This is a genomic window from Lysobacter enzymogenes (genome assembly GCF_023617245.1).
Classification (GTDB): domain Bacteria; phylum Pseudomonadota; class Gammaproteobacteria; order Xanthomonadales; family Xanthomonadaceae; genus Lysobacter; species Lysobacter yananisis.
In genome coordinates this window covers 5,408,223-5,435,012 of the sequence record NZ_CP067396.1, presented here as the reverse complement: position 1 = coordinate 5,435,012, position 26,790 = coordinate 5,408,223, and the positions used below count along the sequence as shown (strand labels likewise).

The following is a 26,790-nucleotide window of genomic DNA, read 5'->3' as shown; positions in this document are numbered from 1 at the left end:
ACGGCTGGTTTCGCGGCGCGGCTTCGGGTGGCCATTCGCTGTATCGACGAACCGCGCACGGCGGAATCGACAACGCGCGGCGCCGCGGCCGATGCGCGCCGTCACACCGATCCCTTACCCTGCGGCGATGCAGAACCTCGCCGCGCACGACTACGCCGACGGCCATGTCGTCCACCTCGTATCCAAGCTGCAGCCGGCGCCCGGTCAGGCGCCCGCGGCGTTGGGCTTGCCGCGCCGCCTGGGGCCGGCGGGGCGGGCGTGGTTCGCGCTCGCCAACGCGGCGGTTTCCGCGGCGGCGGCGGGGGCGCTGTTCCTGCTGTGGACGCGACCGACGCCCGGCCTGTGGTTCGAGCTGCTGTTCACCGTCATGCTCGTCGGCCTTGCGGCCGCGCCGTGGGCGATCCTGGCGGGCTCGATCCGGCAGGCCAACGTCGAGCGCGGCCTGCAGGCGACGTGGCGCGACATCGCGGGCCGCGCGAGCGCAGTGGAGGCACGGGTGATCGAGCGCGACTGGACGCTCAGCGAAGACGGCTCGGTGGCGTCCTTCGTCCTGACCGTGCGCACCGCCGACGCGGCCTCGCTGCGCGGCCGCTGGCGGCCCGCGGACGCGAGCCAGGGCCTGCTGCAGTCGCAGGTGCCCGGCGTCGGCGCCGTGGTGCGGGTGTGGCGGGTCGCGGACGCGCCGGCCGGCGCGCCGCGGGTGATCGAAGCGGCCGATCCTTCGGTCGTGGCCTGAGCGATCCGCCTGCGAGGCCCGCGCCGAAGCGTCGGCATGGATCGGCGGCACGGGTAGGGAGGAAGGCACCTCGATACGTTTGGTTTTTATACAGGGCCGTCTCCGCGCCAGGGGCCGTATTCGATTTCGTGGCGCTGGGACGCTCGCGCCGACGGCTGCAGACCGGGTCGCGCTGGTTGCGACCAGCGCGGCTGCGTGGTCGCGACCGGACTCCGTGGACCTCCACGGACGCCGGTCCGGCCATCAAGCGTGCGCGGGCCCTGGCTCCCGTATCGACGTTCACTCCGATCCAACCGTAGTTCCGCCCCGCAACTTGCGCGCGATCCCGGATCGGCCGGCGCGAAACGCCGACCGCGACGGACGCGGCGCATCCGACGAACCAAAGGAGTTGGTGGCATGCGACAGATCTTCAAAAAGCGCACGGCGTTGAGCCTGGCGACCTTGGCCGTACTGGCCAGCGCGACCGCGCACGCGCAGCAAGGCGATCCGCTGTACCGGTACCAGTGGCATCTGATGAACTACGGCCAGCAGGTGCTGGGCGACACCCGGCCCGTATCCGGCATCGACCTGGGCATCGACGACCTGCACGACTACAACATCCGCGGCAAGGGCGTGATCGTCGGCGTGCTCGACGAGGGCACCGAGATCCGCCATCCCGATCTGGCCGCGAACGTGGTGCCGAACGGTTCGTGGAACTTCAACGACGGCAGCCACGACCCGACCCCGACCAACCCCGACGCCGCCCACGGCACCTCGGTCTCCGGCATCATCGCCGCGGTCGGCTGGAACGGCATCGGCGTGCGCGGCGTGGCGCCGAGCGCGCGCCTGAAGAGCTTCAACTTCCTCGACTCCGACGCCAACAACGAGCAGATCCAGTACGCCTGGTGGGACGGCCCGGAATCCAAGGACGTCGCCGTCTCCAACAACAGCTGGGGCAGTACGATCCCGCTGTTCCTGACGGTGGTCTCCGAAAACGAGCTCGCCGCCTGGGAAAACCCGATGTCGGCCACTCGCGGCGGACTCGGTACGGTCTACGTCAAGGCCGCCGGCAACAGCTTCGCCAGCGTGCCGCATCCGCTGTTCGGCGAGCTGTGTCCGGCCAGCGCCGCCCAGGTCGGTTGCAGCCAGTCGATCAACGACACCGAGGCGAACTACTTCAACGTCATCACCGTCGCCGCGGCCAACGCCGCCGGCAAGCGTTCCAGCTACTCCACGCCGGGCGCCTCGGTGTGGGTGTCGGGCCTGGGCGGCGAGTACGGCTGGGAGCGCGCGTCGGTATCGGTCAACGCGCCGGCCGGTTTCGCCGACCGCCAACCGGCGGTGCGCTTCGATCCGGCGATCGTGACCACCGACCTGAGCGGCTGCGTCAACGGCTACAACGCCAACGCGGTGGTGCCGCCGGAGTTCGTGTCCGACCTCAACCTCAACCGCCTGGAGTCGGACCAGTCCGCGATCGACGGCACCTGCAACTACGGCGGCACCATGAACGGCACCTCGGCCGCCGCGCCGACCGTGTCGGGCGTGGTCGCGCTGATGCTGCAGGCCAATCCCAAGCTGAGCTTCCGCGACGTCAAGTACATCCTGGCGACCACCTCGCGGCGCATCGATCCGAACCAGGCGGCGGTGACCAACGCCGACGGCACCGTGCTGTCGGCCGGCTGGACCGTCAACGCCGCCGGCCGCGCCTTCAGCAACTGGTACGGCTACGGCCTGGTCGACGCGACCATGGCGGTGACCCGCGCGACCGGCTTCAAGTCGCTCGGCCGCCTGGTCGACAGCGGTTGGCAGCCGGCACAGGTGGCCGCGGCCCAGCCGATCGGCAACGTCGCCGCGCCCGCGCGCGCCACCGTGCGCATCGCCGGCGGCGCCGGCCGCGTCGAGGCGGTGCAGATCGGCATGGCCTCGGACTACCCGCTGGACTTCCTGGAATCGACGACGCTGCGCGTCAGCCTGATCTCGCCCAGCGGCACCCGCGCCATCGTCGTCCCCGCGGGCGCTGCGTTCGCCGTCGACACCATGACCTTCGACCTCGCCGCGGTCAACGCCTTCATCGACGAAACCGGCAACGGCGACTGGACCCTGGAAGTGGTCGACACCGCGCTCGCGACCGGCGCCGAAACCAAGGGCAATCTCACCTCGTTCAAGATCCGCGTCCTGGGGCACTGAGCATGAAAATCCAATTCCTTCCGTTGTGCGCCGGCTTGCTGGCGATGAGCGCGATGCCGGCGGCGCTGGCGCAGTCCTACACCAAGCAGGCCGAACTCGACCTGGCCGCGACCGGCGAGACCTTCTCCATCGGCCAGACCCAGTACCGCATCGCGCCCGCGGCCGAGGTCAAGCGCGCCGATGCCGCCACCGATCCGCGTCGCGACGTGATCGTCGGCGAGTACGTGGTCGAGCCCAAGGCCACCGCGGCCAACGCCCGCGGCAAGCGCGCCGTCGATGCGGTCGCCGGCAACGGCCTGGGCGCCGCGGTCTCGGCCAACGGCCGCGCCGTGGTGGTCGCGCCCGAGCTCAACGTCTACTTCAGCAACGCGAGCGTAGTGGATGCGCTGGTGCGCGAGACCGGCGGCACCTTGCTGTATTCCTCCGCGGCCGGCGGCAAGGCGACGATCGGCTACGCCTCGCTGGCCGAGGCGATGAAGGCGCGCCAGCGCATTCTCGGCAAGGCCGGGGTCAAGGAAGTCAGCCCGCGCCTGGTGCAGCAGCGCAGGGTGGCCTGGTAAGGCACGGGCGCAACGTCCGCGCAGGCCAGGCCTGCGCGGGCCGCCGCAGGGCACGCGATGCGACGGGCGGGACGCAAGCTTCGCGTCGCGCTCGAACGGCGTCGGCGTCGCGTGTCGTTGTTGCGCAAGGCTCCGCGTGCGAACGCGGAGCCTTTTCGTTCGCGCTCGCCGCGCCGGCTACGGCCAGCGAGCCCGGTCGCGTCCGCGGTCCGATCGCGCGCGCCGTCGCTCAGCGCCCCAGTTCGACCAGCAGCGAGCGCAGCAGGCGCGTGTCCGGCATGCGCGCCACGTCGATGCCGGCCGCCTCGAACCACGACGCGTCCGCTTCCGGATGCGGACCGCTCAACACCACCACGCCCTGGCCGAACGAATAGCGCGCCGCGGCGAGATCGCCGTTGGCGTACGTCGCGATCGGCTTGAAGCCCGGGTCCTCGGCCGCGCGCAGCATATAAGGGCCGTCCTGATAGAAGACCGTTTGCTCGCGGCCTTGCCAGCGCACCGCGATGGCCGCGTCGTCGCTGTCGACGACGGCGAAGCCGGGGCGGCCGACTTCCGAATCCAACTCGTGCGGGATCAGGCTGAGGCCGGAGCCGCTGGCCAGATACGCGCCCATGCACAGGCCGAGATAGCGACCGCCGCGCGCGACGTAATCGTGGATCGCGTCGATGCGCTCGTCGCCGAGGCTGGCGAGCGCGCCGGCGATGTCCTGGCCGCCGCCGGGCTGCGCATAGACGTCGTAGCGGGCGAGGTTGCGCGCGGTGATGTCGATGGGTTCGTCCGCGCCGACGAAATCGACGCGGTACTTCGGCCCCAGCCGTTCGATCGCGCGCTTCAGCGTTTCCGAGCAGTTCTCGCACGAGGCCGGCCCGCGATAGACGGCGACCCGGATCGCGGCGCTGTCGGTGCGGTTGGAAGCGTCGCCGCGGCCAGCGGCGAACGACGGCAGGGCCAGCGTGCCGGACAAGGCGAGCGCTGCGATCTTCAGGACCAGACCATTCATGCGGTGGCGACACGGCGGGGCGATGGCTCGCATCCTCGCGCTTCGCGCAGCCGTTGCCCGTGTCTGTGGGTACTGGCGTGTATCCGTGTGTAATCGCGCCCGGTCCGGCCGGCCGTGGCGACGCGACAGCCCGCCCATGCCGCCCGCGCGTGGCGGTCGAAGCCCACGTGGTGCCGCTGTTTCGCTAACTAGCTCACAGTTATCGATGCATATCGGCATCACGGCCTGATGCATGCCGTTTGCGCGTTTGTTGTGAGTATTGCCGGGCGATAGCATGGCCGTCCCGAGGCCCGGCCGTGTCGCGCCGGGCGCCGCGGCGACCGTGCGCGGCCGCTCGACCCATTGCGGAGATGCAGTCATGACCAAGTCTTTCGTCGACGAGATCGGCGCCGAACGCGCCCAGGCGCTGGCCAGCAAGGCGGTCGCCGAGGCGATCGCCGAGGCCGATGCGCTGGGCCTGCCGCAGGTGGTGAAGATCGACGGCGTGTGGTGCCGCCGCTACCCGGACGGCCGCATCGAACCGGTCGAGGCGGGGCGCTGAGATGCCCGGCGACGATCTGCCGCGGATGATCGTGTTCGCCGGGCCGAACGGCTCGGGCAAGAGCACCATCACCAAGAGCTGGAGCGAGGAGCCCGGCTTCCCGAAGGACGGGTACATCAACGCCGACGAAATCGCCAAGGGCATGGAGAAGCAGTACCCGGACTACCACGAACGCAATTTCCGCGCCGCCAACATCGCCGAAGAACACCGCAAGCTCGCGCTGGAAAGCGGCAAGCCGTTCGCGTTCGAGACGGTGATGTCGACGCCGGGCAAGCTCGCGCAGTTCGACGAAGCGCGCAACAAGGGCTTCAGCGTCGACCTGGTGTTCGTGACCACCGAGCATTCGGAGATCAACAAGCAGCGCGTGGGCAACCGCGTCGCCGGCGGCGGCCACGGCGTCGACGCGGCCAAGATCGTCGAGCGCTACGAGCGCGCCATGGATTTGTTGCCGGCGGCGGTGGAGAAGGCCAACACCGCGACCATCTACGACAACTCCGGACGCGAGCCGATCGTGGTCGCGAAGAAGCTGGAAAACGGCAAGATGGTGTATCCGCAGGGCGAAAACACCCCGGATTGGGTCAAGGACCGCCTGCAGAAGCCGCTGGAAGCGCGCGACGCCTCGCGCGCCGATCTCGACAAGGAACTGCGCGGACGCGTGCCCGGCGCCGACGTGCGCCCGGCCGACATCAGCGCCGGCCACGAGTACCGCGGCCGCGTCGCCCTGATGACCTCGCAGCACGTGCTGCAGCATGTGTCCGGCACGAACTACGTCCTGCACGACCGCTCGCTGACGCCGGCGGTGGATTTCGCCAAGGCGCAAAAGGATCCCGGCTTCCCGGAGATCGACGTCTCCTACAAGTTCGGCGCGGACGGCAAGCATCCGCCGCAGGCGCCCGAGGCGACGCAGGCGCAGGGCCAGCAACAGGCGCAGCAGCAGGCGCCTTCGGGGCAGGAACCGCCGCAGTTGCCGCGTTCGAAGCTGTGACGCGTTCGAAGCGGTGATGCATTCGAAGCGGTGAGCCGCCGCGGCGAGCGATGAGCAACGACGAAGCCCAGCGCCGCGGGGCTTCGTCGCATTCGCCGGCGTCGTCGGATTGCGCGCCGGCGGTCGGATGCGCAGGGCGACGCCCTGCGACCGCGGCGTGCGACGACCGCGGCGAGCGGCGCTGGTGCGCCGCCCACCGAGTGCCTCAGTTCAGCTCGCCGCCCGGCGGCGCGATCCGGAAGCAGGTGCCGCGCTGGATGGTGAAGGAGCCCGACCACAGGCCCCAGCCGACCGGTTGCGGATCGGTGCAGCCGCGGCTGATGTATTGCACGCCGCGCACGTTGCCGGCCGAGTCGGCGTAGGTGCGTATCTCCACGTAGGCGCCGGGTTGCGACAATGCGGGGGCCGCGACGCCGGCGATCGCCAGTGCCGCCGCGGCTGCGGCGAACGTCCATGATTTATTGCGCTTGCGCATGTGCCTCTCCTTGATGGGCGCCGCGCGAAAGAGCGCGGTCGCGGTGGCGGCTCCGGCGCCGCGACACGGCTGCGTCGCGGCGCGAGGGCCGAAAGCGTTGCGGTACTCGCCGGTTGCGGGGCGTTCGCCGTGTCCATGCGGCCGGATGCCCAGGACCCCGCCGAGCATGGTCTGCGCCAAGCGCGCGCTGTCCCGGACTTGCGGATTGGGGCGGAAAGCATCGATGCGGCATCCTTGCGGCGAAAGTCGACGACGGCTCGAACGGTCTGGGACGAAGCGCCGTCGCCGAGCGCAGCGGGCGCGATTCGAGCCGGTCGCAACGAATGGACTGCGCGCGACTCGGTGAAGTTCGCGCCGATAGTGCGAACCTGGGGTGCGATCACGTTTTCGTCGTTCAGAGAATTTTGTCGTGATCGGATAACGCCTCGCGACGCGATCGCACATATCGCAAGCGAGCGATGCGATTTGCCGCTGCGCGCGGCGATGGCTCAGGCGTGTTGCGTCGGATGGCGGCGTTCGCCCCGACAGACGTGACGAAGGATGCCTCCGTCGCTCGCGCCTGCAGAATCCAGGCGACCTCGCGCCGAGGAACTACGCTCGGCTCAGCGCCGCGGCGATGCGCGCAGCAGCGGTCGACGCAGCGCGGCGGTCACTGCGCCGGGCATGCGGGATCCTGCCCCGCGTACTTCGCGCAGATCTTCTGCCGGCATTGCAGACCCCTGGCGGTGTTCGCCTTCGGGCATTTGCGCAGGCTCGCCTGCACCGGATTGGCCGGCGCCGCGGGCGCGGCGGTTTCGGCGGCCTTGGCCGACTTGGCGCCGCTCTTGGCGTTGCCGGCGGCGACCGGCTTGGCCGCGGTCTTGCCTGCGGCCGCGGCGCTTTTCGCGGCCACCGCAGAGGCCGCCGCGTTCTTCTTCGCCTCGGCCGCGCTGTCGGCGTTGACCTTGCGGATCAGTTGTTCGAGCGCGTCCTGGTCTTCCTTGGCGTTGCGGTTGCGCGCCTTCGCCTTGCGCTTGCCGCCGGATTCGGCGTCGGTGTCGATGTTGCCCAACAGCACCGCCATCAGGCCGTCGTCGTTGTTCTTGGTTTCGCCGCGGCGCTTGCCGGCGGCCGACGCAGTACGCGCGGTCGCGATCGGCGGCTTCGCGCCGGCCTTGGGCGGCGTCGCCGATGCGACCTGCCTGGGCGCGTCGGCGGCGGGTTTGGCGGCGGGTTTGGTCGCCGGCTCGCCGGGATCGAAGGGATTGTCGTCGTCGAGCACGATCTTGGCCGGCTCGACGATCGCGGCGGTTCCGGTCGCCGGCAACGCGGGAGCGGGCATCGTCGGGGCGGGGACGGTCGATGCCGATGTCGCGGGCGGCGGCGTCGCCGCTGCGACCGGTCGCGCCGGAGCCGCGCTCGCGGCGGCCGGCTTGTCCGCGCTCGCGACCGTCGGAGCGGATTCGAACGGTGGGTCTTCGCTGCGCAACAACAGATAGCCGCTGGCGACGAACACCGCGACCAACCCGAAGATCAGCGCCAACGGCTTGCCGCGGCGCAGCGGCGCGGGCGCAACGGGCCGCTCTTTGCGGCTTTCCATGTCTGCTAGGATTCGCCCGGTCGGCAACGGCTCGGCGGAGCGGTTTTCCGCTCCCGAGATCAGGCTCGGACGACTCGGCTTACCCTGTTGCCGATCCACATGGACTCCTTTCCATACTCGGCCTGGTCGAAACCGGCTCGCGGGCATTCTCAGCGAACGCCAACGCGGCCGTCAATTCGAGCGCAAACCGGCGCGACGCACCGGCGCTCGCCCCACAATCTCAGGACGAGGCGCGGCGCGTGGTCTGGTTGGCGGTAACAGTTTCGTTCCTGGTTTTCGCGGTCGTCGCGTGGTTGGCGATGTTTCCCGGCGCGCGCGACGAGGCCGGCGGACGCGCCGGGCGGATGCTGCAGCGCGGCAGCGCATTCATCGAACGCCTGCGCCGGCGCGCGTCGCAGCAGACCCGCGAGTCCGGCCAGGAATTGCGCACGAAAAGTGCCGGTTATGCGCGCCGCGTTTCGCGCAGCAAGTACTTCCTGATCGCCGCGGCGGTCATGGTGATCGTGCCGGTGAGCCTGATCCTGGGTCTGCGGCAGAAAGTGATCCTCGATGGCGGCACCGATCCGGTGCCGGTAGCCACCAGTTCGCAGATCCGCGAATTGCTGGAGGGCGAGAATCTGGTGCCGCCGGAACCGCCGCCGCCGGAGGTGTTCGTCGAGGCCGAACGCGAACTCGCGCAGCTTTCGCCGAGCGCGCGCCTGAGCATCGCCGCGCCTGAGGAGATCGTCAGCGCCGACCGCCGCTGGGAGCAGATCGACCGCGATTTCAGGCAGCGCGTGCTGGCGATCTACAAGGTCATGGAAGGGCGCGGCATCAAGATGGTGCTGGTCGAAGGGTTCCGCAGCGCGAAACGCCAGGCCGAACTGGCCGTCGCCGGCAAGGCCACCCGCGCCGGCGCCGGACAGAGTTGCCATCAATACGGCCTGGCCGTGGACAGCGCGCCGATCCGCAACGGCAAGTTGCAGTGGGACATGAACGATCCTTGGACGCGCGATGCGTATCACCTGTACGGCCAACTCGCGCAGGAGGCCGGCCTGGAGTGGGGCGGCAGCTGGCGCAGCATCAAGGACTACGTCCACCTGGAGCAGAAGGACCGTTGCCGCGCCGCCCGGCGCGCGGCCGGGGCGGGCTGAACCGCGCCGACGCCGCGCCTGCGCCGTTGCGCCGGCGCGGACGCCGGGAGGCCGTCCTGGCCGGGGTGTTAAGCCGCTCCACTCCTGCTATCGTCCTCCCTGACATCCGGATCGTCACTCGCCAACAAGGAGCATGGCCATGACCCTCCCCTTCATTCGCGTCGGCGATCGCAGCGATCACCGCGGCTTCGGCGTGGGCGACGGTCGCGGCCTGAACGCGGACGAATCCGCGCTCGCGCGACGTGAAGATGTGATCGTTCGCACAGTGCGGCTTGTCGCCGCGCACGCGCGCGCGGCGACGACCGGCTGATGGGCGCGCCGACACCTTAAGACAGCGGACGGGAGCCTCAAGGATGAGATTCGTGTGCGGCACCGGCTGCGTCGCAAGCGTCGACGGCCCCGGCATCGCCGGCGCCCGGAGCGCGGCGGCATGAAGGCCTTCAAGCTCGTGCTGTGGCTGGCCTTGCTGACCGGCGCGATCTGGTTCGCGGTGGTGCTGGCCTGGCAGGTCAACGACGTGCAGCCGAGCGGATCGGCGCTGGTGCTTTATCTGGTCGGCTTGCCCTTGTTCGCGATCGGCGCGGTGCTGGCGGTCGGCTACGGCCTGCGCCGGCGCAAGCAGCGCGCGCAGGATGCGCAAGCCGATGCGGCCACGCCGGCCGCGCGCGCGTCCGCCGACGACGGCGAGCACGCGTCGTGCGCGTACGCGCTGCACCTGCACGCCACGGCCGTGAATCTGATCGTCGGCGCCAGCGCGGAAGCCGCGGCGGCCGCATTGGTCGAGCCGGAGCGGCCCGGTTTGCATCCGAGCCTCAAGGACGACAACGGGCTGCCGGTGATGGCGGCGCAGGTGAACGAACTGGACACCGACGCGGTGGCCGAAGCGCTGCAGGCCTTGGCCGGAAGCGAAGCTATCGAGCACGTGTTCGCGCAAGAACATCTGCGCGCGATCGCGCTGCTGGAACCGGTATTGGAAGAGTTGCTGGGCCTGGAGGCCGCGATCGTGGCCGGCGCGGCGCCCGCGGACGCGTCGCCCGCGCTCGTCGCCGGCCGCCGCAGCGAGGCCGCCGCGGCGCCGAAATCGCGCTTGCGCACGCTGATCCTGGTCGCCGACGCGTGGCCGCAGGCAGCGCGCCAGCGGCTCGGCGACTGGGCGCTGGCCAAGGCCGCGGCGCTGGACTTGCCCGAGGAACGGATCGCGGTCGAGGTGGTGCCGGTCGAGCAGGCGATCGATGCCTGGGCGCTGATCGATCGCATCGGTCAGCGGTATCGCGACGAAGTCACGCCCGACCGCCATCTGCTGCTGGCCTGCGCCTCGCAACTGAGCGAGGGCGCGGTCGAAGCGTTGCAAGCCGCGCGCCGGCTGATCGGCCACGACCGCCCCGAAGGCCTGGTTCCCGGCGAAGGCGCGGTGGGCCTGTGGCTCAGCGGTCCGCCGGAGCCGGGGCAGCCGGCTTCGCCCGACGCGCTGGAACTGCGCGCGCTGCAGCGCGGCCATGTCGCCGCCGGCACTTCCAGCCGCAACGCGACCCGGCAGACCTCCGAACTGATGGCGCGCGCGATCGCCGCGGCCGGCCAGGACGCCGACAGCGTCAAGGCGGTGGTCAGCGATGCCGACCAGCGCCCGAGCCGGGCGATCGAGATCGCCAGCGCGATCGCCGCGACCTGTCCCGAACTCGATCCGATCGGCCACAACCTCAGCCTCGGCGTCGCTTGCGGGCATCTGGGCCCGGTCGCGCCGTGGGCGGCGATCGCCGTCGCCGCGGCGCAGGCGCGCAGCGAAGGCGGGCCGGTGCTGGCGATCGGACTGGCCGACGGCGAGGCGCGCGCCGCGCTCGCGGTGATGCCGGTGCCGCCACCAGCGCCATCGCCACCCGCTGAGGCCGAGCGGGCCGGATAAGCAGTCGACGATACGCAAGCAGTCATTAAACGGACGAAGCATTTGATGAGCAGGCTCAGATATTTCCTCACCGACTATCGGGTGATCGCGGCGCTCGGCGTGTTCAGCGTCGGCGCGGTGGCCTATTTCGGCGCCGACAAGCTCAAGACCGTCGGCGGCTGGATCCTGGTGCTGGCCGCGCTTGCGCTGCTGGTGTGGCTGGCGGTCTGGATCGTGCGCCGCGTGCTGGCCGCGCGCGCGGCCAAACAGCTCGACGCGATGGTGCAGCAGCAGGCCGACCAGGCCGTGGCCGCGTCCAAGCCCGCCGCGCGCGCCGACGTGGAGCAACTGCGCGAACGCATGGCCGAGGCGGTCAAGGCGATCAAGTCGTCCAAGCTCGGCCTGCTCAAGGGCAGCGCGGCGCTGTACGAACTGCCGTGGTACACGATCATCGGCAACCCGGCCGCCGGCAAGAGCACCGCGATCCTCAACTCCGGCCTGCGCTTCCCGTTCGAGGACAACCGCAGCAACGTCATCCAGGGCCTGGGCGGCACCCGCAACTGCGATTGGTACTTCACCACCGAAGGCATCGTGCTCGACACCGCCGGCCGCTACACGGTCAGCGCCGAGGACCGGCTGGAGTGGCTGACCTTCCTCGACCTGCTGAAGAAGCACCGCCCGCGCGCGCCGCTCAACGGCGTGATCATCGCCGCCTCGATCGCCGAGCTGTCCGGCAGCAAGCCCGAGTTCGCGATCGAACTGGCCAAGAACCTGCGCCAGCGCGTGCAGGAACTGACCGAACGGCTGGAAGTGTTCGTGCCGGTCTACGTGGTGTTCACCAAGGCCGACCTGATCGCCGGCTTCGCCGACTTCTTCCAGGGCCTGGACCCGGCCGAGCGCGAGAACACCTGGGGCGCGACCCTGCCCTACGATCCCAAGGGCGAGACCGACGCGCTGGCGGCGTTCGACACGCACTTCGACGAATTGTCCGAAGGGCTCAAGGAAATGAGCCTGTCGCAGATGGCGATGCGGCGCGGGCGCGAAGTCGGCCCGGGCCTGCTGACCCTGCCGATGGAGTTCACCGCGATCAAGCCGGCGCTGCGCACCTTCATCGCCACCTTGTTCGAAGAGAACCCTTACCAGTTCAAGCCGGTGTTCCGCGGCTTCTACTTCACCAGCGCGCTGCAGGAAGGCGTGTCGGTGCAGCACGCGTCCGAGCGCATCGCGCGGCAGTTCTCGCTGCGCCCGCGCGCCGGCGCGTCCGAACGCGCGCCGATGTCGGACAACGGCCACTTCCTGCTCGGCCTGTTCCGCAAGGTGATCTTCGCCGACAAGCAACTGGTCAAGCAGTACTCCAGCCCGGGCCGCAACCGCCTGCGCCAGGTGATGTTCCTGGCCTCGTTCGCGCTGCTGGGTCTGTGCCTGGCCGGCTGGGGCTGGTCGTACACCAGCAACAGGCAACTGGTGGCCAATTCGGTGCAGGACCTGCGCCAGGCCAAGACCCTGCAGGAAGGCCGCTTCGACGTGCAGTCGCGGATCCAGGCACTGCTGGTGCTGCAGACGCGGCTGGAAGAGCTGCGCAGCTATCGCGACAAGCATCCGCTGTCGATGGGGCTGGGCCTGTACCAGGGCGACCGCATCGAGAAGAAGGTGCGCGAGGAGTATTTCCACGGCATGCGCCAGCTGATGCTGGCGCCGGTGCAGGGCAAGCTGGAGGCCTACCTCAACGAGGTGCTGGCCAACCGCGCCAAGCTCAAGGTGGCCGACGCCGCCGGCGCCGCGCCGCAGGTCGCGGCGCAGGTCAACGCCGGGCAGACGCTGTACCAGGACGCCTCGCCGACCGACGCCAACGACGCTTACAACGCGCTCAAGACCTATCTGATGCTGGCCGACCGCAGCAAGGTCGAGAGCAGCCATCTCAGCGACCAGCTGACCCGGTTCTGGCGGCGCTGGCTCGACGACAACCGCGGCACCATGTCGCGCGAGGAACTGGCGCGTTCGGCCGAGCGGCTGATGGCGTTCTACGTGAGCCAGTACGAACAGCCGAACTGGCCGACCATCGACGAGAAGTTCGCCCTGGTCAGCGATAGCCGCAACGTGATCAAGGGCGTCATGAAGGGCACCCCGGCGCGCGACCGCGTCTACGACCAGATCAAGCAGCGCGCCTCGGTGCGCTTCGCGCAGATCACCGTGGCCTCGCTGATCGGCGAGGAGAACGCGCGCGCCGGCGTCGCCGGCAGCTACCGCGTGTCCGGCGCGTTCTCGCGCAAGGCTTACGAGGACTACGTCAAGGACGCGATCAAGCAGGCCGCCAACGAGCAGCTCAGCGCCACCGACTGGGTGCTGGCCGACACCGTGCAGGGCGACCTCACCCTCAGTGGCAGCCCCGAGCACATCGCGCGCGAACTCACCCAGATGTACAAGGCCGAGTACGCGCAGGAATGGCGCAAGTTCATGCAGGGCGTGACGGTCACCGACTTCGGCAACTTCGACCAGGCCGTGACCCGCATGAACGCGATCGGCGACCCGCAGAACTCGCCGTTGCGCAAGGTCCTGGAGGCGGTCAACAACGAGACCATCTGGGACAACCCGGAGGCGGCCAACAAGGCCCTGGGCGTGGCCAAGAAGGGTATCGTCGAGTGGTTCAACCGCACCATCCTGCGGCGCCAGCCCAGCGGCATGAACGTGCAGGTCGATCCCAACACCGGCAAGCAGGTGGCGATCCAGATGGGCCCGGTCGGCGCCGAATTCGCCGGCCTGTCGCGCCTGTTCGCCCAGCGCGACGGCGGCGCGCCGATGATCAACGGCTACTTCGAGGCGATGGGCAAGCTGCGTTCGCGCCTGAACGGGATCAAGACCCAGGGCGATCCCGGCCCGGGCGCGCGCAAGCTGATGCAGGAGACGCTGGAGCGCGGTTCGGGCTCGGAGATCTTCGAGATCGAGAAGATCATCGACGAGCAGATGCTCAACGGCCTCAACGAGAGCCAGCGCGATGCGCTGCGTCCGTTGCTGGTGCGTCCGCTGATGCAGACCTTCGCCGCGCTGATCCGGCCGACCGAGGGCGAGATCAACCGCACCTGGGTCGAGCAGGTCTACCAGCCGTTCGAGGACGGCATCGGCAAGCTGTATCCGTACAACCCCGGCTCCAGCGCCGAGGCCACCCAGGCCGATCGCGACGCGGTGTTCGGCGCCAGCGGCTCGATCTCCAAGTTCGGCAGCGAAGCGCTCGGCGCGCTGGTGATCCGCCGCGGCTCGGTGATGACGCCGCAGCAGTGGGCCAACATGGGCGTCAGCCTGCGGCCGGAATTCACCAGCAACTACTCGGGCTGGGTCGGCGGCGCCAGTGGCGGCGGCCGCGGCGACGCCAACGCCGGGATGGTGATCGAGATCCTGCCGGGCGCGGCGACCGGGCGCGAGTACACCATCACCATCGACGGCCAGGCCCTGCGCTACCGCAACGAGCCGCCGCAGTGGAAGACGATCGAACTGGTCAATTCCAGCAGCGTGCGGATCGACGCGGTGACCCTGGACGGACGCACCGTCGAGGTGTTCAACGAGCCCGGCTCGAAGGGCCTGAACCGCTTGTTCTCGGTGGCCAACAAGGGCCGGGGCGCGGGCGACAAGCACTTCCTGATGTCGGTGAACAAGGACGACGCGACGGTCGACTTCGAGCTGCGGATCATCCGCGTGCCGGTCCGCTCCGATGCCCAGACCGAGACCGCCAAGCCCGCGCTGCGCCTGCCGCGCGAAGTCGCCGGCGCGCCGCCGGCGGCCGTGGCGCCCGCGGCTACGGGCACGGGCACCGCGCCGGCCGCGCCGGCCGCGCCGGCGACGACTCCGGCGGCTGCGCCGGCGGGAGGCGTGTGATGGCCGCGGCCGAAACGATGGCGTCGATGAGTTACTTCGGCAAGCTGCCCTCGCGCGGCGACTTCGTGCGCACCGCCGAAAGCCACCAGCTGATGGTGTTGCTGGACCGCTGGGCCGGCTCCGGGGTCGAACTGCTGGCGCAGGACCCGGGCTGGAAACAGCTCTACGACACCGCGCCGCCGATGCATTTCGCCTTCCTCGGCTCGCGCAGCCGGCTGGCGATCGGCGGCCACTTCCTGCCCAGCCGCGACGCCACCGAACGGCGCTTTCCGTTCCTGTCGGCGACTTACCTCGACATCAGCCAGCCGCTGGCCTTCATCGGCCGCAGCCCGCTGGTGCTGGCGCGGGTCTGGGGCGGCCTGGCCCGGCTGTGCGGCCAGGCCGTGCGCGCGGAGGACGCCGCCGACAGCCTGCGCGAACTGTCGGAGAACAAGGTCGCGGTGACCACCGACCCCGGCGTCTACGATGCGCCGTTCGCCGATTTCCTCGACATGCAGGACGTCGGCGCGCTGCAATCGCTGCTGCACCAGTCCGGCCATGCCCACGTGCAACTGCGCTGGGTGTTGCCGGCGCTGGGCCTGCTGCTGCAGCCGGTGCTGACCGGCGCGGCTTCGCAGATCGACAAGGCGCTGTCGTTGCCGCTGCCGCGCGATGCGCTGTACCGGCCGATGGTCGCCGCGTTCTGGCTCGACCTGGTCAGCGGCTTCCTCAGCCGCGCCGATTTCGAACTGGCGGTGATGATCCAGGAGACGGCCGCGCCGCGCCTGGTGATCGGCTTCAACGGCGCCGACGGGCGCACTCTGCAGGCGGTGCTGGACCCGCACGTCGGCGGCGAACAGATCATCCGCGTCGACGATGCCGAATGGGTGGACAACCACGTCGCCGGCGACTACGCCCTCAACAAGCTGGTCAGCTACATCGGACGCGACGATCTCTCGCTGCGCGTGGCCCGCAAGGCCTTCGGCGAAACCTTTCTCGGAGCGTGAGCATGCGCGGTAGAACCTTTTTCCCGTCCCCGGCGCGTGCGCTGCCGGCGATCGTGCTGGCCGCGGCGCTGGCGTCGCTGGCCTGCGCCGCGTCCGCGCAGGACGCCGCGCCCGCCGCCGCGCCTGCGCCGGCCTCCGCCGCCGCGGCCGCCAAGCCGGTGATCGCCTCGGGCAAGGTGCCCGACGAAAGCAGCAAGCAGGCGGTGCTGGCCAAGCTGCGCGAGCTGTACGGCAACGAGCGGGTGATCGACCGGATCGAAGTCAGCTCGGGCATCGTCACTCCGCCGAACTGGCGCCAGAACGTGGTCAACATGCTGGGCCCGGACCTGCAGCAGGTCAGCGACGGCAAGCTGGAAGTCAACGGCAACGCGGTGCGGGTCAGCGGCAACGTCGCCAACGAACTGCAGCGGCAGCAGATCGTCAGCGGCCTGTCGACGCGGATCAACAACCCGACCTATTCGGTCGACGGCCGCCTGCTGCGCGTCGCCGGCGGCGCCCAGCAGAGCCTGCTCGACAACGTGCTGGCCAACCGCATCGTCGAATTCGAGAGCGGCAGCGCGACGCTGACGCCCAAGGGCGAGCTGATCCTCGACGAGATGGCCGCGGCGATGAAGCGCATCGGCAACAAGCGCGTGCTCATCGTCGGCCACACCGATGCCGCCGGCCGCCGCGAATCCAACCTCGCGCTGAGCCTGGCGCGCGCCGATTCGGTCAAGCGCTACCTGCAGGCGCACGGCGTCAACGGCGCGCTGCTCGGCGTGCAGGGCGCCGGCCCCGATCAGCCGGTCGCCGACAACGCCACGGCCGAGGGGCGCGCGCGCAATCGGCGGATCGCGTTCAAGGTGTTGTAAGCCGTCGTATCGCGATCGCGATCGCGATCGCGGCTTCGGCGGCGGCGCAGTCGGCGGTCGTCGCGTCCAGGGCCGCTGCGAGGCCTTGCTTCGGCGGGGGCGGCGAATTCGCGGCGGCGCGCCGCTATGATCGTTCGGCTCGCCAGCGGCCCGCCGCACGCGACGCGTTCGCAGAGCGGCGCGCACCGGCTCGCCGCGCCACCGAGGCTCATGACAATCGTACTGAAGATTCGCAGCTGCTACTCCCCGGACGTCGACGATCTGCCCGGCTGGGTCCCCGCGTCCGTGGACGAGGTGTACTACCCGCTCGAGATGGAGATCGGCGAGGCCGACCGGTCGGGCGCGCATGTGTTCGGTTTGATGATCGCCACGCCGCAAGGGCTTGCGAAGCATCATCGGGGCAGGGCGCTGCAGGCGTTCCGCAACAACCAGGCGCGAACGCCCGGCATGGGGCGCAAGGCCTTGCTGGTGATCGACCCCTACCGCTGGAGCGCGGTCCGCGAACGGATCGACCAGCAGGTCCAGGATTGCCAGCGCGAGAGCTGGGAGGCATCGCTGGCTTGCCTGCGCGAGGCCTTCTTCTGGGAATATGAGGGCGTCGCCTATCGGCGCTGACGTCCCGTGGCCGCCCCTGCGCAGCTTCTCGCCGCGCATGGCGCGAACGCCGCCGCGGCAGCCGGCGTTCGCGCGCGAATCCGCTACGCCTCAATCGTCCTGACGGTCGTTGCTGTCGAGCAACTCCTCGATCTGACTCAACGTGCTCTCGTCCTTGATCACCCGCTTGAGCCACACGTGCAGCGGCATCTCGCCCCAGCGCGCGGCCTTGTCGGCGAGGTAGGCGACCGGGCTGTGCGGCTCGGTGCGGCGGAAGAACTCGGCGACGCGGCGAAGTTGCGCGATCGCTTCGCGGCGCGAATCGATAACGCCCGGGGCCGATGGCGCCGGGCGCGCGGCCGGCGCGGAATCGTCGGCCGCCAGGGCGCTGTCGAGGATCTCGCCCGGCGCGCCCGGATCGGCGGCGACGCCGTCGACCAGTACGCCGGCGTCGCGGGCGAAGCGGCGGGTGGTCTCGACCAGATGGTCGAGCTGGTCGCGCGCCTGGGCGAAGCTGGGCCCTTCGTGGCCCAGCCGCGCATCGATGACCAGTTCGAGCTCGCGCAGCGCCTCGCGGCAATCCGGCACGGCTTCGATCAGCTTCTGGTAGTACTCGCGCGGCGTGGCGCGCCGCGCCGTGTCGATCTGCTCGACGCTCGGGCCGGGATTGTGCTCGGCGTTGCGGCGCGCATGCGCCAGTTCGATGTCGGCGATGCTGAAGCGCTCTTGCGCCGACTGGATCAGCGGCAGGCGCCGCGACCACTTGGTTGAATGCTCCAGCAGCCACACCAGGTTGCCGATGCGCTGTTCCTGGTCGCCGTCCTCGGCTTGCGGATGGATGTCGTCCCAGAAGCGCTCGCACAGCGCGGCGGTGAGCCGGTAGCCCTGGGCGAGGCCGGCGAAGCCGTGGATCTGGGTCTGGCTTTCGGTCCACCACGACGCCAGGCGCAAGTCCTTGCTGCGGGTCTTCAGCAATTCGTTGGAGCGCGTCGCCACCGTTTGCCAGTCGGCGACCTTGAGGTCGGTGATCCACTCGCCCTGTTCCAGCGAGGGGTCGTCGGCGCGACGGGCTTCCTGGATGGCGTCGTAGTCGACCGAGAACGAGAGGTCGGCGCCGGAGGGCGCCTCATCGGAGATAGGCGCGAGCAGCTGTTCCAGATCCTGCATGGCAGTCCATTGAGTGCGGGAAAGGGCGTTGTGGCCTACAGAATGCCACTTCGGTCGCTGTGGCGGGGTGTCGGCCGCCGCGATGCCGTCGCGACGAAGCTTAACGGGGCGCAATACCGCAGCCGGTCGCGATTCCAGCGTTTTCGTGCGACGCGCCGGGCCGCCCCGCGGGACTTCACCGCCGCCCGGGTTTGGATACACTGGACCCTGCGGAAAAGGCCGCCATGGAGGCGGCCTGCGAGGCTGGCACGGATCGTCACGGGACGTGCGCGCGCAAGGAGGAACGGGCGTGAGCAGCGAAGGAATGCAACAGATTCTGGCGGGCCTGTCCCGCTTCATCGGCGCGCAGCGCTTGTACACGCTGGACTTGCCGCAAGACCAGGGCATCGGCGAAGACTGGGCGGTGGAACGCTGGCAGGGCTGGGAGGCCTTGTCGGGCGGTTTCGAATGGTGGATCGACGTGTTGTCGGTCGATGCGCACCGATCCCTTGAAGCGTTTCTCGGGCGTCGCGCGACGCTCGCCACCCGGCTGGCCGACGGCGGCCGCGCGCTGCGCTCGGGCTTGGTCCGCGAAGCGCAGTGCCTGGGCAGCGAAGGCGGCCTGGCGCGCTATCGTTTGTGCCTGGTGCCGTGGACCTGGCTGCTGAGCCAGGGCCGGCACAGCCGCGTGTACCAGGACAAGACGGTCGCCCAAATCGTCGAGGCGGTGTTCGCCGCGTATGCGCCGCTGGCGGCCTGGCAGTGGAGCGATGAAGCCGGCCCGTTCCTGGCCGCCGCGCGCGCGCGCAGCTACTGCGTGCAATACCGCGAGACCGACGCCGCCTTCGTCGACCGCCTGCTGGCCGAGGAAGGCCTGGGCTGGCGCATCGAAGAGGCGCAGGACGCGCCCGGCGGCCATCGCATGGTGCTGTTCGCGCAGAGCGGGCAGAGCCCGCAGGAAGCCAGCGACGCCGCCTACGGCGCGACCCGCTTCCACCGCAGCGACACCACCGAGGACAGCGACACCGTGCAGAGCTTCGGCGCGGTGCGGCGCATCGCCTCGACCGAACTGACCGTGCTCAGCGGCGACTACAAGGGCCTGCAGACCCAACTCGCGAACGTGCCGCTGGGCGCGGGCGGCGAGTCGGCGGCGCGGCTGGAGGTCTACGATCCGGTCGGCCTGTACGCCTTCGCCGACCGCACCGAAGCCGAGCGCTACGCCGGCCTGCTGGCGCAGGCGCGGGCGTCCGAACGCACGCTGTGGCTGGGCCGCGGCACCGTGCGCACCTTCCGCAGCGGCACCTGGTTCGCGCTCACCGGCGCGCCGCAGGCCGAGGCCGACGCGCCCGCCGAGGCGCTGCTGGTGGCGGTGCAGCACGCCGGCGTCAACAACCTGCCCAAGAGCATCGGCGAGGCCGTCAGCGCGCGCTTCGGCGCCGCCCCGCAGGTGCCGCTGCGCGGCTTGCCGGGCGCGTCCGACGCGGCTTGGGATGCGGTGCTGGCGCGCGCCGAAAGCGTCGGCTACGCCAACAGCTTCGTCGCCGTCCCGCGCGACCAGGCCTGGCGGCCGGTGCTGCACGACGGCACCGGCGCGCGCCTGAACCCGCGCCCGACCGCGCCGGGCTACCAGACCGCGATCGTGGTCGGCCCGGACGGCGCGACCCAGGCGCAGGGCACGCACGAACTGCATTGCGATGCGTTGGGGCGGTTACGGGTCAAGTTCCACTTCCAGCAGGCCGGCGGCGACGCCGAGTCCAACCACAGCTGCTGGCTGCGCGTGGCCCAGCGCTACGCCGGCCCCGGCGTGGGCACCCAGTTCCTGCCGCGGATCGGCCAGGAAGTGCTGGTGGCGTTCCTCGACGGCGACATCGACCGGCCGCTGATCGTCGGCGCGCTCTACAACGGCCAGGGCGACGCCGGCGTGCTGGCCACCCCGGGCGCGGGCACCCAGGACGCCGACGGCGCCGCCTACGCCCAAGCCAGCGACCACGGCCCCAGCGCCCAGGCCAACCGCGTCGGCGGCCACGCGCCGGCCTGGCACGGCATGAGCCAGGACGCCGCCGGCCACCGCAACGCGGCGGCGCTGGTCGGCATCAAGTCCAAGGAATTCGGCGGCGGCGGCCACAACCGCCTGGTGTTCGACGACAGCGACCGGCAACTGCGCCTGCAACTGGCGACCACCCAGGCCGCGACCCAGCTCAACCTCGGCCACCTGATCCACCAGGCCGACAACTACCGCGGCAGCTTCCGCGGCGAGGGCTTCGAGCTGCGCACCGACCAATGGGGCGCGGTGCGCGCGCAGGCCGGCCTGTGGATCAGCGCCTACGACATCAACGGCGAGAAGCCGGCCGGCGAAACCATCGCGGCGACCGCGCTGCTCAAGCAGGCCAGCCAACTCGGCGAAGTCCTGTCCAAGGTCGCCGGCACCCACCAGACGGTGAAGCTGGCCGCTCACGAGGGCGTGATCAAGGCGGACCAATCGGGCCTGATCGGCGACCAGCCGCCGCTGCGCGCGCTGCTGACCAGCGCCAAGACCACGGTCGCCGGCGCAGCCTTCGACGACGCGCTGAGCCAGGCGCCGCAGCGTAAATCCGATGCCGGCGAGGGCAAGGTCCCGCACAGCGGCGACGCCCTGCTCGGCCTGGCCGCGCCGGCCGGGATCGGCTACATCGCCGGCCAGAGCCTGCAATGGGCCTCCGGCGAAACCCTGACCCTGGCCAGCGGCGGCTCGACCAACGCCGCGATCGCCAAGGACCTGCGCATCCACACCGGCCAGGCGATCGGCTGGCTGGCCAACGCGGTCGAAGGCGCCAGCGCCGGCAACGACCCCGCGCTGAGCCTGGTCGCCGCCACCGGCAAGCTGGAGTTCGAAGCCCAGCACGACCGCTTCGAACTGCAATCGCGCGACCAGCTCAAGATCGTCTCGGCCAACGCCGAAGTCGAGCTGGCCGCCGGCAAGACCGTGCACCTGGCCACCGCCGGCGGCGCCAGCCTGACCATCGAAGGCGGCGACATCGTGATCAATTGCCCCGGGACGATCACGGTGCATGCGGCGAAGAAGTCGTTCGTGGGGCCGGCGGACCTCAAGAGCGAACTACCGCAATGGGCCAAATCGGAACTCAAGGGCAAGCGTTTGGTCGGGTTCTCGGGATAAGCGGCGTGCCGTCCGGATCGTGGCGAACGCAGCGCACTGCTTCGACGGTCTCGTTCGCCGGTGCGAAGCGCGGTGCAGACTGATCGCTGCAACCGCGATGGCGGCGCGACACGACCGGACGCATCTGAGTCGGGCGATTCGTCGCAGCGTTCCGCCGACGCCCGTGCGCCCCGGCCTGCGGCGGCAGCCGCCGTGGATGCGGACGTGGCGGGCGGCCGGTTCCCGGAAGACCCAAGCGGAGCGTCCGACGATCGCATGCCCGCGCGGCGGGCCGCGTCGGGCGAAAGAAGAAACCAGCAGCAACGGATCCAAGCAGGGAGAGGGTGGATGAGGCTTTCGTTGAAGTCGTTCATGGCGGTCGCCGCGTTGGCGGCGTGCGGTTGCTCCCGCGCGGAGCCGCCGGTCGTTGCGCCCGCGCCCGCGTCGGTCGCGAGCCCGGCCGCGAGCCAAACCACGCAAGCGAAAACGCCGATGAGCTTCGAGCAGGCGGTCGCGGGGTTTCCGCGTTGCGAACTTCCCGGCCTGTATATCGACCTGGAAACCGGCCAGCCCGCCAGCCCGTATTTCGCCGATCAGCGGCTGGCTCCGTGCGAGACCACGGACAAGCTGACGACGTACTGCCTGAAGGAGCGCTTCCACGGCCTGCCGGTCGCCAAGTTGGCCATTCCGAACACCACCTTCCCGGTGTTCGCCCTGTACTTCGACGCGGACCTTGCGACGGCGCGCAAGACCCTGAGCCGGACGTTGGGCTCGCAGTTCAAGGCGTCGAAAAAGTCGCGCGATGGCATCGTGCCGGAGCTGCTGGCCGATCCGCAGGATGGCAAGAAATCGATTCTGGTCTGCACCAAGGAATTCTGACGGGAGTAGCGATATGCCGGCCTACAATCCAGGGACGGGTTTCCGCGCGCGTTCGCGGTTCTTCGGCGTCCAGACACATCCGATCACCGGCAAGGTGAGCAAGCACGGCGGCGACGATTGGCCGGCGCCGGCGGGCACGCCGATTCCCGCGGCTTATGCCGGTACCGTCAAGGCGGTGGATTTCCAGTACAACAAGGAAAAAAAGACCGGTTGGGGCTGGTACGTGCTGCTCGAGCACTCCATCGGCGGCAAGACCGTGCTCACGCGCTATGCGCACATGCGGGAAAAGTCGCCGTTGAAGGTGGGCGACAAGTCGATCAAGAAAGGCGATGCGATCGGCGTGGTGGGCAGCACCGGCGGCAGCACCGGCAACCATTTGCATTTCGAGGTGATCGTCAACGGCGTGCCGGTCGCGCCCGACTCCTTCGATTTCGGCGGCGACGGCCATGGATCGAGCGAGAAGGGGCCGTGGTCCTATCCCTTCGATGCGCAGGACAAGAAGCGGCCGGTCAATCGCGGGCTGTACCTCGGTACGTCCGGCGTCGTGGCCGGCGCCATGTCGCGGGTGCAGGACGGCTATTACCCGATCGGCGCCAATGGACTGTGGCACGGCGGCATCCATTTCGATGCCGGCAGCGGCACCGTGCTCGATCAGTTCCATGGCGTGCAGTGCATCAACGACGGCGAAGTCGTTGCCTACCAGGTCGACCGGAAGTATCCGGAGATCGAATTCAATCCCGGCAAGAAGCGGGCCGCCTATTCGACCGGTTTCGTCCTGGTCCGGCACCGCCTGGAACTGCCGGAGGAGAAGCCGAAGGAAACCAAGGAGGCAGCCAAGCCGGCGGCCAAGCCCGCTGAGCAGAAACCGGCGGCCGCGCCCGCCGGCAAGAAGCCGGTGGCCGCGGCGGCGACGGCGCCGGCGAAGAGCGAGCCGGACAAGCCGAAGGAAAAGCCCAAGCCCAAGACGCTGGTGTTCTACAGCCTCTACATGCACCTGCTGGACTGGCAGGGCTACCAGGAACTCGACCCCAAGCGGCGGCCCAGGCCGACGTACTGGGGCGGCGAAGCCAAGCGTTTTCAGGTCGGCGACCGCGCGCGCGACGAGCAGGAACTGCCGCCCGAGCCCGAATTGCCGGAGGACCAGAACCTCGAATTCGAGGGCATCGAGTGGCCCCACCTGGATCCGAACCGTGGCGGGGTGTTGGCCGGTACCGATACCGACGGCCGGGGCGAGTGCGGCGACTGCGGCGAATGGCCGGAAGTCGACGAAGAGCTGATGAGCTGATCCGCCTGGAAACGCAGGGATCGGGCCGTTAACGGATTAAGGGCATAGGTCGACAGATGAGCGAAGAAACCAAGGTCGTCGGAATCAACATCCGCCGCGAAGCGACCAGCAGCAGCGACAAGCTGGGCATCTTGCCGCGAGGCGCGCGGGTGGAGGTCGGCGAGCGCTCGCCGAACGGCAAGTGGGCCAGGATCGCCAAGCTGCTGGAAGGCGCGATCGCGCCGGCGGTCAAGGACGGCGCGGTTGACCCCGGCGCCGGCACCGGCTGGATCTTCCTGGCCGAACTCGACGCCGAGCCCGGCGATCCGAAAGCGTTCGATTCGATCGTGGTGCTGGAAAAGCCGGCACCGATCGCGGCCGGAACGCTGATCGGCTACATCGGCGAGTACCAGCAGTACTACGACGCCCAACCCACGGCCAAGCGCGGCTGGCGTCCGCTGTTGCACCTGGAGGTGTTCGGCGGCGAGGACGTGCCGACGTTCATCGCCGACAGCCGACGCTATGCCGCGACCTTGCCCGAGGGCGGCGGCAGCCTGTTCGTGGTCGACGTCGGCGCGAAGATGGTCTATCCGAGCAAGCCGCAGCTGACGCTGGGCGCGGGCGAGCACGTGGTCGAAGCGCCTGGCTCCAGCAAGGAAGGGCGCTGGGCCCAGGTCACCCGGGTTCGCCTGGAACTGCGCGAACGCGAAGCGCTGGGGGCGTTCAACGCCCAGACCCAGGCCTATGCCAAGGGCGGCGTCTGGACCGGTTGGTTCGTCGGCGCCCAGGATACCGACCGCACCCGCAACGAGGCCGAAGCGAAGAAGAAGAAATACACGCGCCGTGAGGTGAAGGTGCCGTTCGGCGAGCCGCTGTGGGTGGAACGGGCGAAATGGCGCGACGGAGCGCAACAGGAACAGCTGGCCCAGCCCTTGCCCGCCTGGAGCGCGTTCCCGCTGCAGACGAAGAACGCTTCGGAGCCGGCCGTCGGGCTCGCCCGGGTGCTGTCCAAGGAAGAGCTCGAATCGGTGCCCGGCGTGGACCGGGCCACGGCCCCGGACGGCACCCGCTGGTGGCGCTTGAACGCGCGCACAGCCGATCTGCAGGCCACCCACAACATGATCTGGGCCGGCTGGGTGTGCGAGAAGGGCATGGACAAGGTGTCCTGGCAGTCGCCTTGGGCCTGGCCGGGATTCGAGGTGGTCGAAGAGGGCGGCATCGAGCCGATGGACATGATGTCCACGGTGCTGCATCGCCTCGGCCAGGCCAAGCCAGGCGAGGGTGTGGACTTCAAGGCCCGTGCGGACAAGGTCGACAAGAGCAAGCTCGTGCGCAAGCTCTACGAAATCATCGACCGGAACAACAACGGCGTGTTCGATGCGACCGAAGTGCGCAAGGCCAACGAACTGCCATTGCTGGCCGAAGCACTATCGCGCCTGATCGCCGGCTATGAGACGGAGTGGGGCGGCGACATGGCCAAGTGGAACGCGCTCGATCCGCTGATGCTCGACGGCAAGACTGAGTGGCAGGCCGAGAAGATCCGCATCGACAAGTTGCGGTGGTGGCCGCAAGTTGCAGCGAAAGTGAAGGGTTTCCCGGCAAAACCGCTGGCGTTCCATTTCCATCCCGTGGGCCTGGTCGCCAATTTCCTCAACGTGGCGCGCAGCGGCGGCATGGACGAGTTGATCCGGCGCATCGGCGACATCATTGCGCACGGCGAAGGCGGTTACGAGGCCTACAACTCCGGCACCAAGGGCGTGAAGCGCGGCAAGGTGGGGCACTCGTTCCCGAATCCGCCCGCGGGCACCGTGACCAGTAAGACGATCAACCAGATCCTCGCCACTGATCCGTTGTCCGGTACGGACAAGGACCGGATGTTCGCTACGGGCAAGTATCAGACCACGCTGGAGACCCTGCGGCTGGCCAAGACCGCGATGAAGCTCAGCGGTAACGAGCGTTACGATGCGGCCATGCAGGAACGCGTATTCCGCGAGTACCTGATCTACAAGGCCGGCGGCGGCGCGCTGGCGCGGTTCGTTTTCGACGGCAAGGGAACCCTGGAAGACGCGCAGTACGCGGCCGCACAGGAGTGGGCGTCGATCGCGGCGCCGAACGGACGCGCGATCACCTCCACGGTCAAGAAGAACGCGGACGGCACCAAGACCATCGTCAAGCGCACCTCCGACGGCACCCTGTCTTACTACGAGAGCGCGGCCAATCACGCCAACAAGACCTCGACCAGCAATTTGCGCGCGATACTGAAGGAAATCTCCCAGACTCGATGACCGGGCCCGCCATGAAAGCCAACCTCGCCCCAGTCTTGCTGTTGTGCCTCATCGCCGCCGGTTGCGGCGGCGGCCAGGAAGAGGCTGCAGCAGCCGCAGCCGCGCCGCCGCCCGCCGCAGAGCCGCCCGTGGCAGAGCGCCCAGCGCCCGAGCCGCCGCCGGTCCAGGCCAAGGTCGGGTTGGAAATGGGGTATCGCAGCGAAGGCTGTTCGTTCCAGTACAGCCCGGTCGACTTCTGCGACGAACGGCATCTCGCGCTGATCGACGAAGCGATCGCGACGCGCAAGCCGGACTTCAATCGCCGCTACATCCTGTTGTCGATCCCGGAGTGGCCTGATTACCACCAGGAGTCCGTGGTGGCGATCGATCCGGCCGCACGCAAGGCCTATCCGGTGCCGATCGACGCCTACTCCGGCCCCGGCGGCGAATCGGGCGAGCCGGCGGCGAGGGGCAAGCTGACCTACGCGCTGGACAGCGACCGGATCTGCATCGAGGGCGCGATCCTCGCCTACAAGGTCGTCAAGGACGGGTCGTTCTGCTTCGTCTTGCGCGACGGGCGGTTCACCGGATACAAGACGGCATACATGGAGTAGCGAAGGCCGGTTGCAGGATACGCAGCATCTTGTCGGCGTTCGCTCAGCATAGGAAATGTTCCGCGGGCCATGCGGCTTTCCGGTCAAATGTTCGGACAGGTCCGTGCGGCCGGTCGCGACCAGCCATAGTCAGCCTTA

The 26,790-nt window shown here is 69.5% G+C and carries 21 protein-coding genes; 17 read left to right on the top strand and 4 right to left on the bottom strand.

The window, feature by feature from the left end:
- The first annotated feature begins 91 nt into the window (after nt 1-91).
- The 3 genes from JHW41_RS22465 (at nt 92) to JHW41_RS22455 (ending at nt 3,462) form a co-directional block, all read left to right on the top strand.
- On the top strand, nt 92-736 hold the full coding sequence (locus JHW41_RS22465) for a hypothetical protein (protein ID WP_250447519.1): 645 nt from the start codon (nt 92-94) through the stop codon (nt 734-736).
- Between the two features lie 396 nt (nt 737-1,132).
- Nucleotides 1,133-2,902, top strand: coding sequence for a S8 family serine peptidase (locus JHW41_RS22460; RefSeq protein ID WP_250447516.1), 1,770 nt, complete (start codon nt 1,133-1,135; stop codon nt 2,900-2,902).
- A gap of 2 nt (nt 2,903-2,904) precedes the next feature.
- A complete protein-coding gene (locus JHW41_RS22455; RefSeq protein WP_250447513.1) occupies nt 2,905-3,462 on the top strand; it encodes a hypothetical protein in 558 nt (185 codons plus the stop codon).
- 229 nt (nt 3,463-3,691) lie between these two features.
- Here the strand turns inward: JHW41_RS22455 and JHW41_RS22450 are convergent, their stop codons facing one another.
- Nucleotides 3,692-4,462, bottom strand: a complete 771-nt coding sequence (locus tag JHW41_RS22450; protein WP_250447510.1) for a BPL-N domain-containing protein — start codon at nt 4,460-4,462, stop codon at nt 3,692-3,694.
- Between the two features lie 358 nt (nt 4,463-4,820).
- On the opposite strand from JHW41_RS22450, the gene JHW41_RS22445 reads away from it, so the two are divergent.
- Both JHW41_RS22445 and JHW41_RS22440 read left to right on the top strand, forming a co-directional pair.
- Nucleotides 4,821-5,003, top strand: a complete 183-nt coding sequence (locus JHW41_RS22445; protein WP_078996889.1) for a hypothetical protein — start codon at nt 4,821-4,823, stop codon at nt 5,001-5,003.
- A 1-nt stretch (nt 5,004) separates the two neighbouring features.
- Nucleotides 5,005-5,988 (top strand): AAA family ATPase, encoded by a 984-nt coding sequence (locus JHW41_RS22440; protein ID WP_250447507.1) that lies wholly within the window; start codon nt 5,005-5,007, stop codon nt 5,986-5,988.
- A gap of 205 nt (nt 5,989-6,193) precedes the next feature.
- Here the strand turns inward: JHW41_RS22440 and JHW41_RS22435 are convergent, their stop codons facing one another.
- Entirely contained in the window at nt 6,194-6,463 is a 270-nt protein-coding gene (locus JHW41_RS22435) for a hypothetical protein (RefSeq protein WP_250447504.1), read from the bottom strand.
- A 649-nt stretch (nt 6,464-7,112) separates the two neighbouring features.
- The gene (locus JHW41_RS22430) at nt 7,113-8,189 is read right to left on the bottom strand and encodes a hypothetical protein (protein WP_250447501.1); all 1,077 of its coding nucleotides are present in this window, start codon (nt 8,187-8,189) and stop codon (nt 7,113-7,115) included.
- 92 nt (nt 8,190-8,281) lie between these two features.
- On the opposite strand from JHW41_RS22430, the gene JHW41_RS22425 reads away from it, so the two are divergent.
- The 7 genes from JHW41_RS22425 to JHW41_RS22395 all read left to right on the top strand — a co-directional run bounded on the left by JHW41_RS22425 (nt 8,282) and on the right by JHW41_RS22395 (nt 17,373).
- Nucleotides 8,282-9,175, top strand: a complete 894-nt coding sequence (locus JHW41_RS22425) for a M15 family metallopeptidase (RefSeq protein ID WP_250447498.1) — start codon at nt 8,282-8,284, stop codon at nt 9,173-9,175.
- A gap of 139 nt (nt 9,176-9,314) precedes the next feature.
- Complete coding sequence (locus JHW41_RS22420; RefSeq protein WP_250447495.1) at nt 9,315-9,485, top strand: hypothetical protein; 171 nt, start codon at nt 9,315-9,317, stop codon at nt 9,483-9,485.
- Nucleotides 9,486-9,605: 120 nt separating this feature from the next.
- Nucleotides 9,606-11,075, top strand: coding sequence for a hypothetical protein (locus tag JHW41_RS22415; protein ID WP_250447493.1), 1,470 nt, complete (start codon nt 9,606-9,608; stop codon nt 11,073-11,075).
- A 45-nt stretch (nt 11,076-11,120) separates the two neighbouring features.
- Complete coding sequence (gene tssM, locus JHW41_RS22410; protein WP_250447490.1) at nt 11,121-14,921, top strand: type VI secretion system membrane subunit TssM; 3,801 nt, start codon at nt 11,121-11,123, stop codon at nt 14,919-14,921.
- On the top strand, nt 14,921-15,907 hold the full coding sequence (gene tagF, locus JHW41_RS22405) for a type VI secretion system-associated protein TagF (protein ID WP_175429097.1): 987 nt from the start codon (nt 14,921-14,923) through the stop codon (nt 15,905-15,907). The genes tssM and tagF overlap by 1 nt, the downstream gene beginning before the upstream one ends.
- Before the next feature lie 2 nt (nt 15,908-15,909).
- The gene (locus JHW41_RS22400) at nt 15,910-16,758 is read left to right on the top strand and encodes an OmpA family protein (protein ID WP_250447487.1); all 849 of its coding nucleotides are present in this window, start codon (nt 15,910-15,912) and stop codon (nt 16,756-16,758) included.
- 210 nt (nt 16,759-16,968) lie between these two features.
- The gene (locus tag JHW41_RS22395; protein WP_250447484.1) at nt 16,969-17,373 is read left to right on the top strand and encodes an Imm8 family immunity protein; all 405 of its coding nucleotides are present in this window, start codon (nt 16,969-16,971) and stop codon (nt 17,371-17,373) included.
- A 90-nt stretch (nt 17,374-17,463) separates the two neighbouring features.
- Here the strand turns inward: JHW41_RS22395 and tssA are convergent, their stop codons facing one another.
- A complete protein-coding gene (gene tssA, locus JHW41_RS22390; RefSeq protein WP_250447481.1) occupies nt 17,464-18,519 on the bottom strand; it encodes a type VI secretion system protein TssA in 1,056 nt (351 codons plus the stop codon).
- Nucleotides 18,520-18,823: 304 nt separating this feature from the next.
- On the opposite strand from tssA, the gene JHW41_RS22385 reads away from it, so the two are divergent.
- From JHW41_RS22385 to JHW41_RS22365, 5 genes are all read left to right on the top strand, one after another.
- Nucleotides 18,824-21,652, top strand: coding sequence for a type VI secretion system Vgr family protein (locus tag JHW41_RS22385; protein WP_078996897.1), 2,829 nt, complete (start codon nt 18,824-18,826; stop codon nt 21,650-21,652).
- Nucleotides 21,653-21,979: 327 nt separating this feature from the next.
- A complete protein-coding gene (locus tag JHW41_RS22380; protein ID WP_139381877.1) occupies nt 21,980-22,510 on the top strand; it encodes a hypothetical protein in 531 nt (176 codons plus the stop codon).
- Nucleotides 22,470-23,795 (top strand): M23 family metallopeptidase, encoded by a 1,326-nt coding sequence (locus tag JHW41_RS22375; RefSeq protein ID WP_250447479.1) that lies wholly within the window; start codon nt 22,470-22,472, stop codon nt 23,793-23,795. Before JHW41_RS22380 ends, JHW41_RS22375 begins: the two co-directional genes overlap by 41 nt.
- 56 nt (nt 23,796-23,851) lie before the next feature.
- Entirely contained in the window at nt 23,852-26,059 is a 2,208-nt protein-coding gene (locus tag JHW41_RS22370; RefSeq protein ID WP_250447477.1) for an SH3 domain-containing protein, read from the top strand.
- 11 nt (nt 26,060-26,070) lie between these two features.
- Nucleotides 26,071-26,652 (top strand): hypothetical protein, encoded by a 582-nt coding sequence (locus tag JHW41_RS22365; protein ID WP_250447474.1) that lies wholly within the window; start codon nt 26,071-26,073, stop codon nt 26,650-26,652.
- Nucleotides 26,653-26,790 lie beyond the last annotated feature (138 nt).

Excerpts from the sequence above, each read along its gene's own strand:
- JHW41_RS22465 (WP_250447519.1), top strand. The coding sequence starts at position 92 with ATGCGCGCCGTCACACCGATCCCTTACCCTGCGGCGATGCAGAACCTC.
- JHW41_RS22460 (WP_250447516.1), top strand. The coding sequence starts at position 1,133 with ATGCGACAGATCTTCAAAAAGCGCACGGCGTTGAGCCTGGCGACCTTG.
- JHW41_RS22455 (WP_250447513.1), top strand. The coding sequence starts at position 2,905 with ATGAAAATCCAATTCCTTCCGTTGTGCGCCGGCTTGCTGGCGATGAGC.
- JHW41_RS22450 (WP_250447510.1), bottom strand. The coding sequence starts at position 4,462 with ATGAATGGTCTGGTCCTGAAGATCGCAGCGCTCGCCTTGTCCGGCACG.
- JHW41_RS22445 (WP_078996889.1), top strand. The coding sequence starts at position 4,821 with ATGACCAAGTCTTTCGTCGACGAGATCGGCGCCGAACGCGCCCAGGCG.
- JHW41_RS22440 (WP_250447507.1), top strand. The coding sequence starts at position 5,005 with ATGCCCGGCGACGATCTGCCGCGGATGATCGTGTTCGCCGGGCCGAAC.
- JHW41_RS22435 (WP_250447504.1), bottom strand. The coding sequence starts at position 6,463 with ATGCGCAAGCGCAATAAATCATGGACGTTCGCCGCAGCCGCGGCGGCA.
- JHW41_RS22430 (WP_250447501.1), bottom strand. The coding sequence starts at position 8,189 with ATGCCCGCGAGCCGGTTTCGACCAGGCCGAGTATGGAAAGGAGTCCAT.
- JHW41_RS22420 (WP_250447495.1), top strand. The coding sequence starts at position 9,315 with ATGACCCTCCCCTTCATTCGCGTCGGCGATCGCAGCGATCACCGCGGC.
- JHW41_RS22415 (WP_250447493.1), top strand. The coding sequence starts at position 9,606 with ATGAAGGCCTTCAAGCTCGTGCTGTGGCTGGCCTTGCTGACCGGCGCG.
- tssM (WP_250447490.1), top strand. The coding sequence starts at position 11,121 with ATGAGCAGGCTCAGATATTTCCTCACCGACTATCGGGTGATCGCGGCG.
- tagF (WP_175429097.1), top strand. The coding sequence starts at position 14,921 with ATGGCCGCGGCCGAAACGATGGCGTCGATGAGTTACTTCGGCAAGCTG.
- JHW41_RS22400 (WP_250447487.1), top strand. The coding sequence starts at position 15,910 with ATGCGCGGTAGAACCTTTTTCCCGTCCCCGGCGCGTGCGCTGCCGGCG.
- JHW41_RS22395 (WP_250447484.1), top strand. The coding sequence starts at position 16,969 with ATGACAATCGTACTGAAGATTCGCAGCTGCTACTCCCCGGACGTCGAC.
- tssA (WP_250447481.1), bottom strand. The coding sequence starts at position 18,519 with ATGCAGGATCTGGAACAGCTGCTCGCGCCTATCTCCGATGAGGCGCCC.
- JHW41_RS22385 (WP_078996897.1), top strand. The coding sequence starts at position 18,824 with ATGCAACAGATTCTGGCGGGCCTGTCCCGCTTCATCGGCGCGCAGCGC.
- JHW41_RS22380 (WP_139381877.1), top strand. The coding sequence starts at position 21,980 with ATGAGGCTTTCGTTGAAGTCGTTCATGGCGGTCGCCGCGTTGGCGGCG.
- JHW41_RS22375 (WP_250447479.1), top strand. The coding sequence starts at position 22,470 with ATGGCAAGAAATCGATTCTGGTCTGCACCAAGGAATTCTGACGGGAGT.
- JHW41_RS22370 (WP_250447477.1), top strand. The coding sequence starts at position 23,852 with ATGAGCGAAGAAACCAAGGTCGTCGGAATCAACATCCGCCGCGAAGCG.
- JHW41_RS22365 (WP_250447474.1), top strand. The coding sequence starts at position 26,071 with ATGAAAGCCAACCTCGCCCCAGTCTTGCTGTTGTGCCTCATCGCCGCC.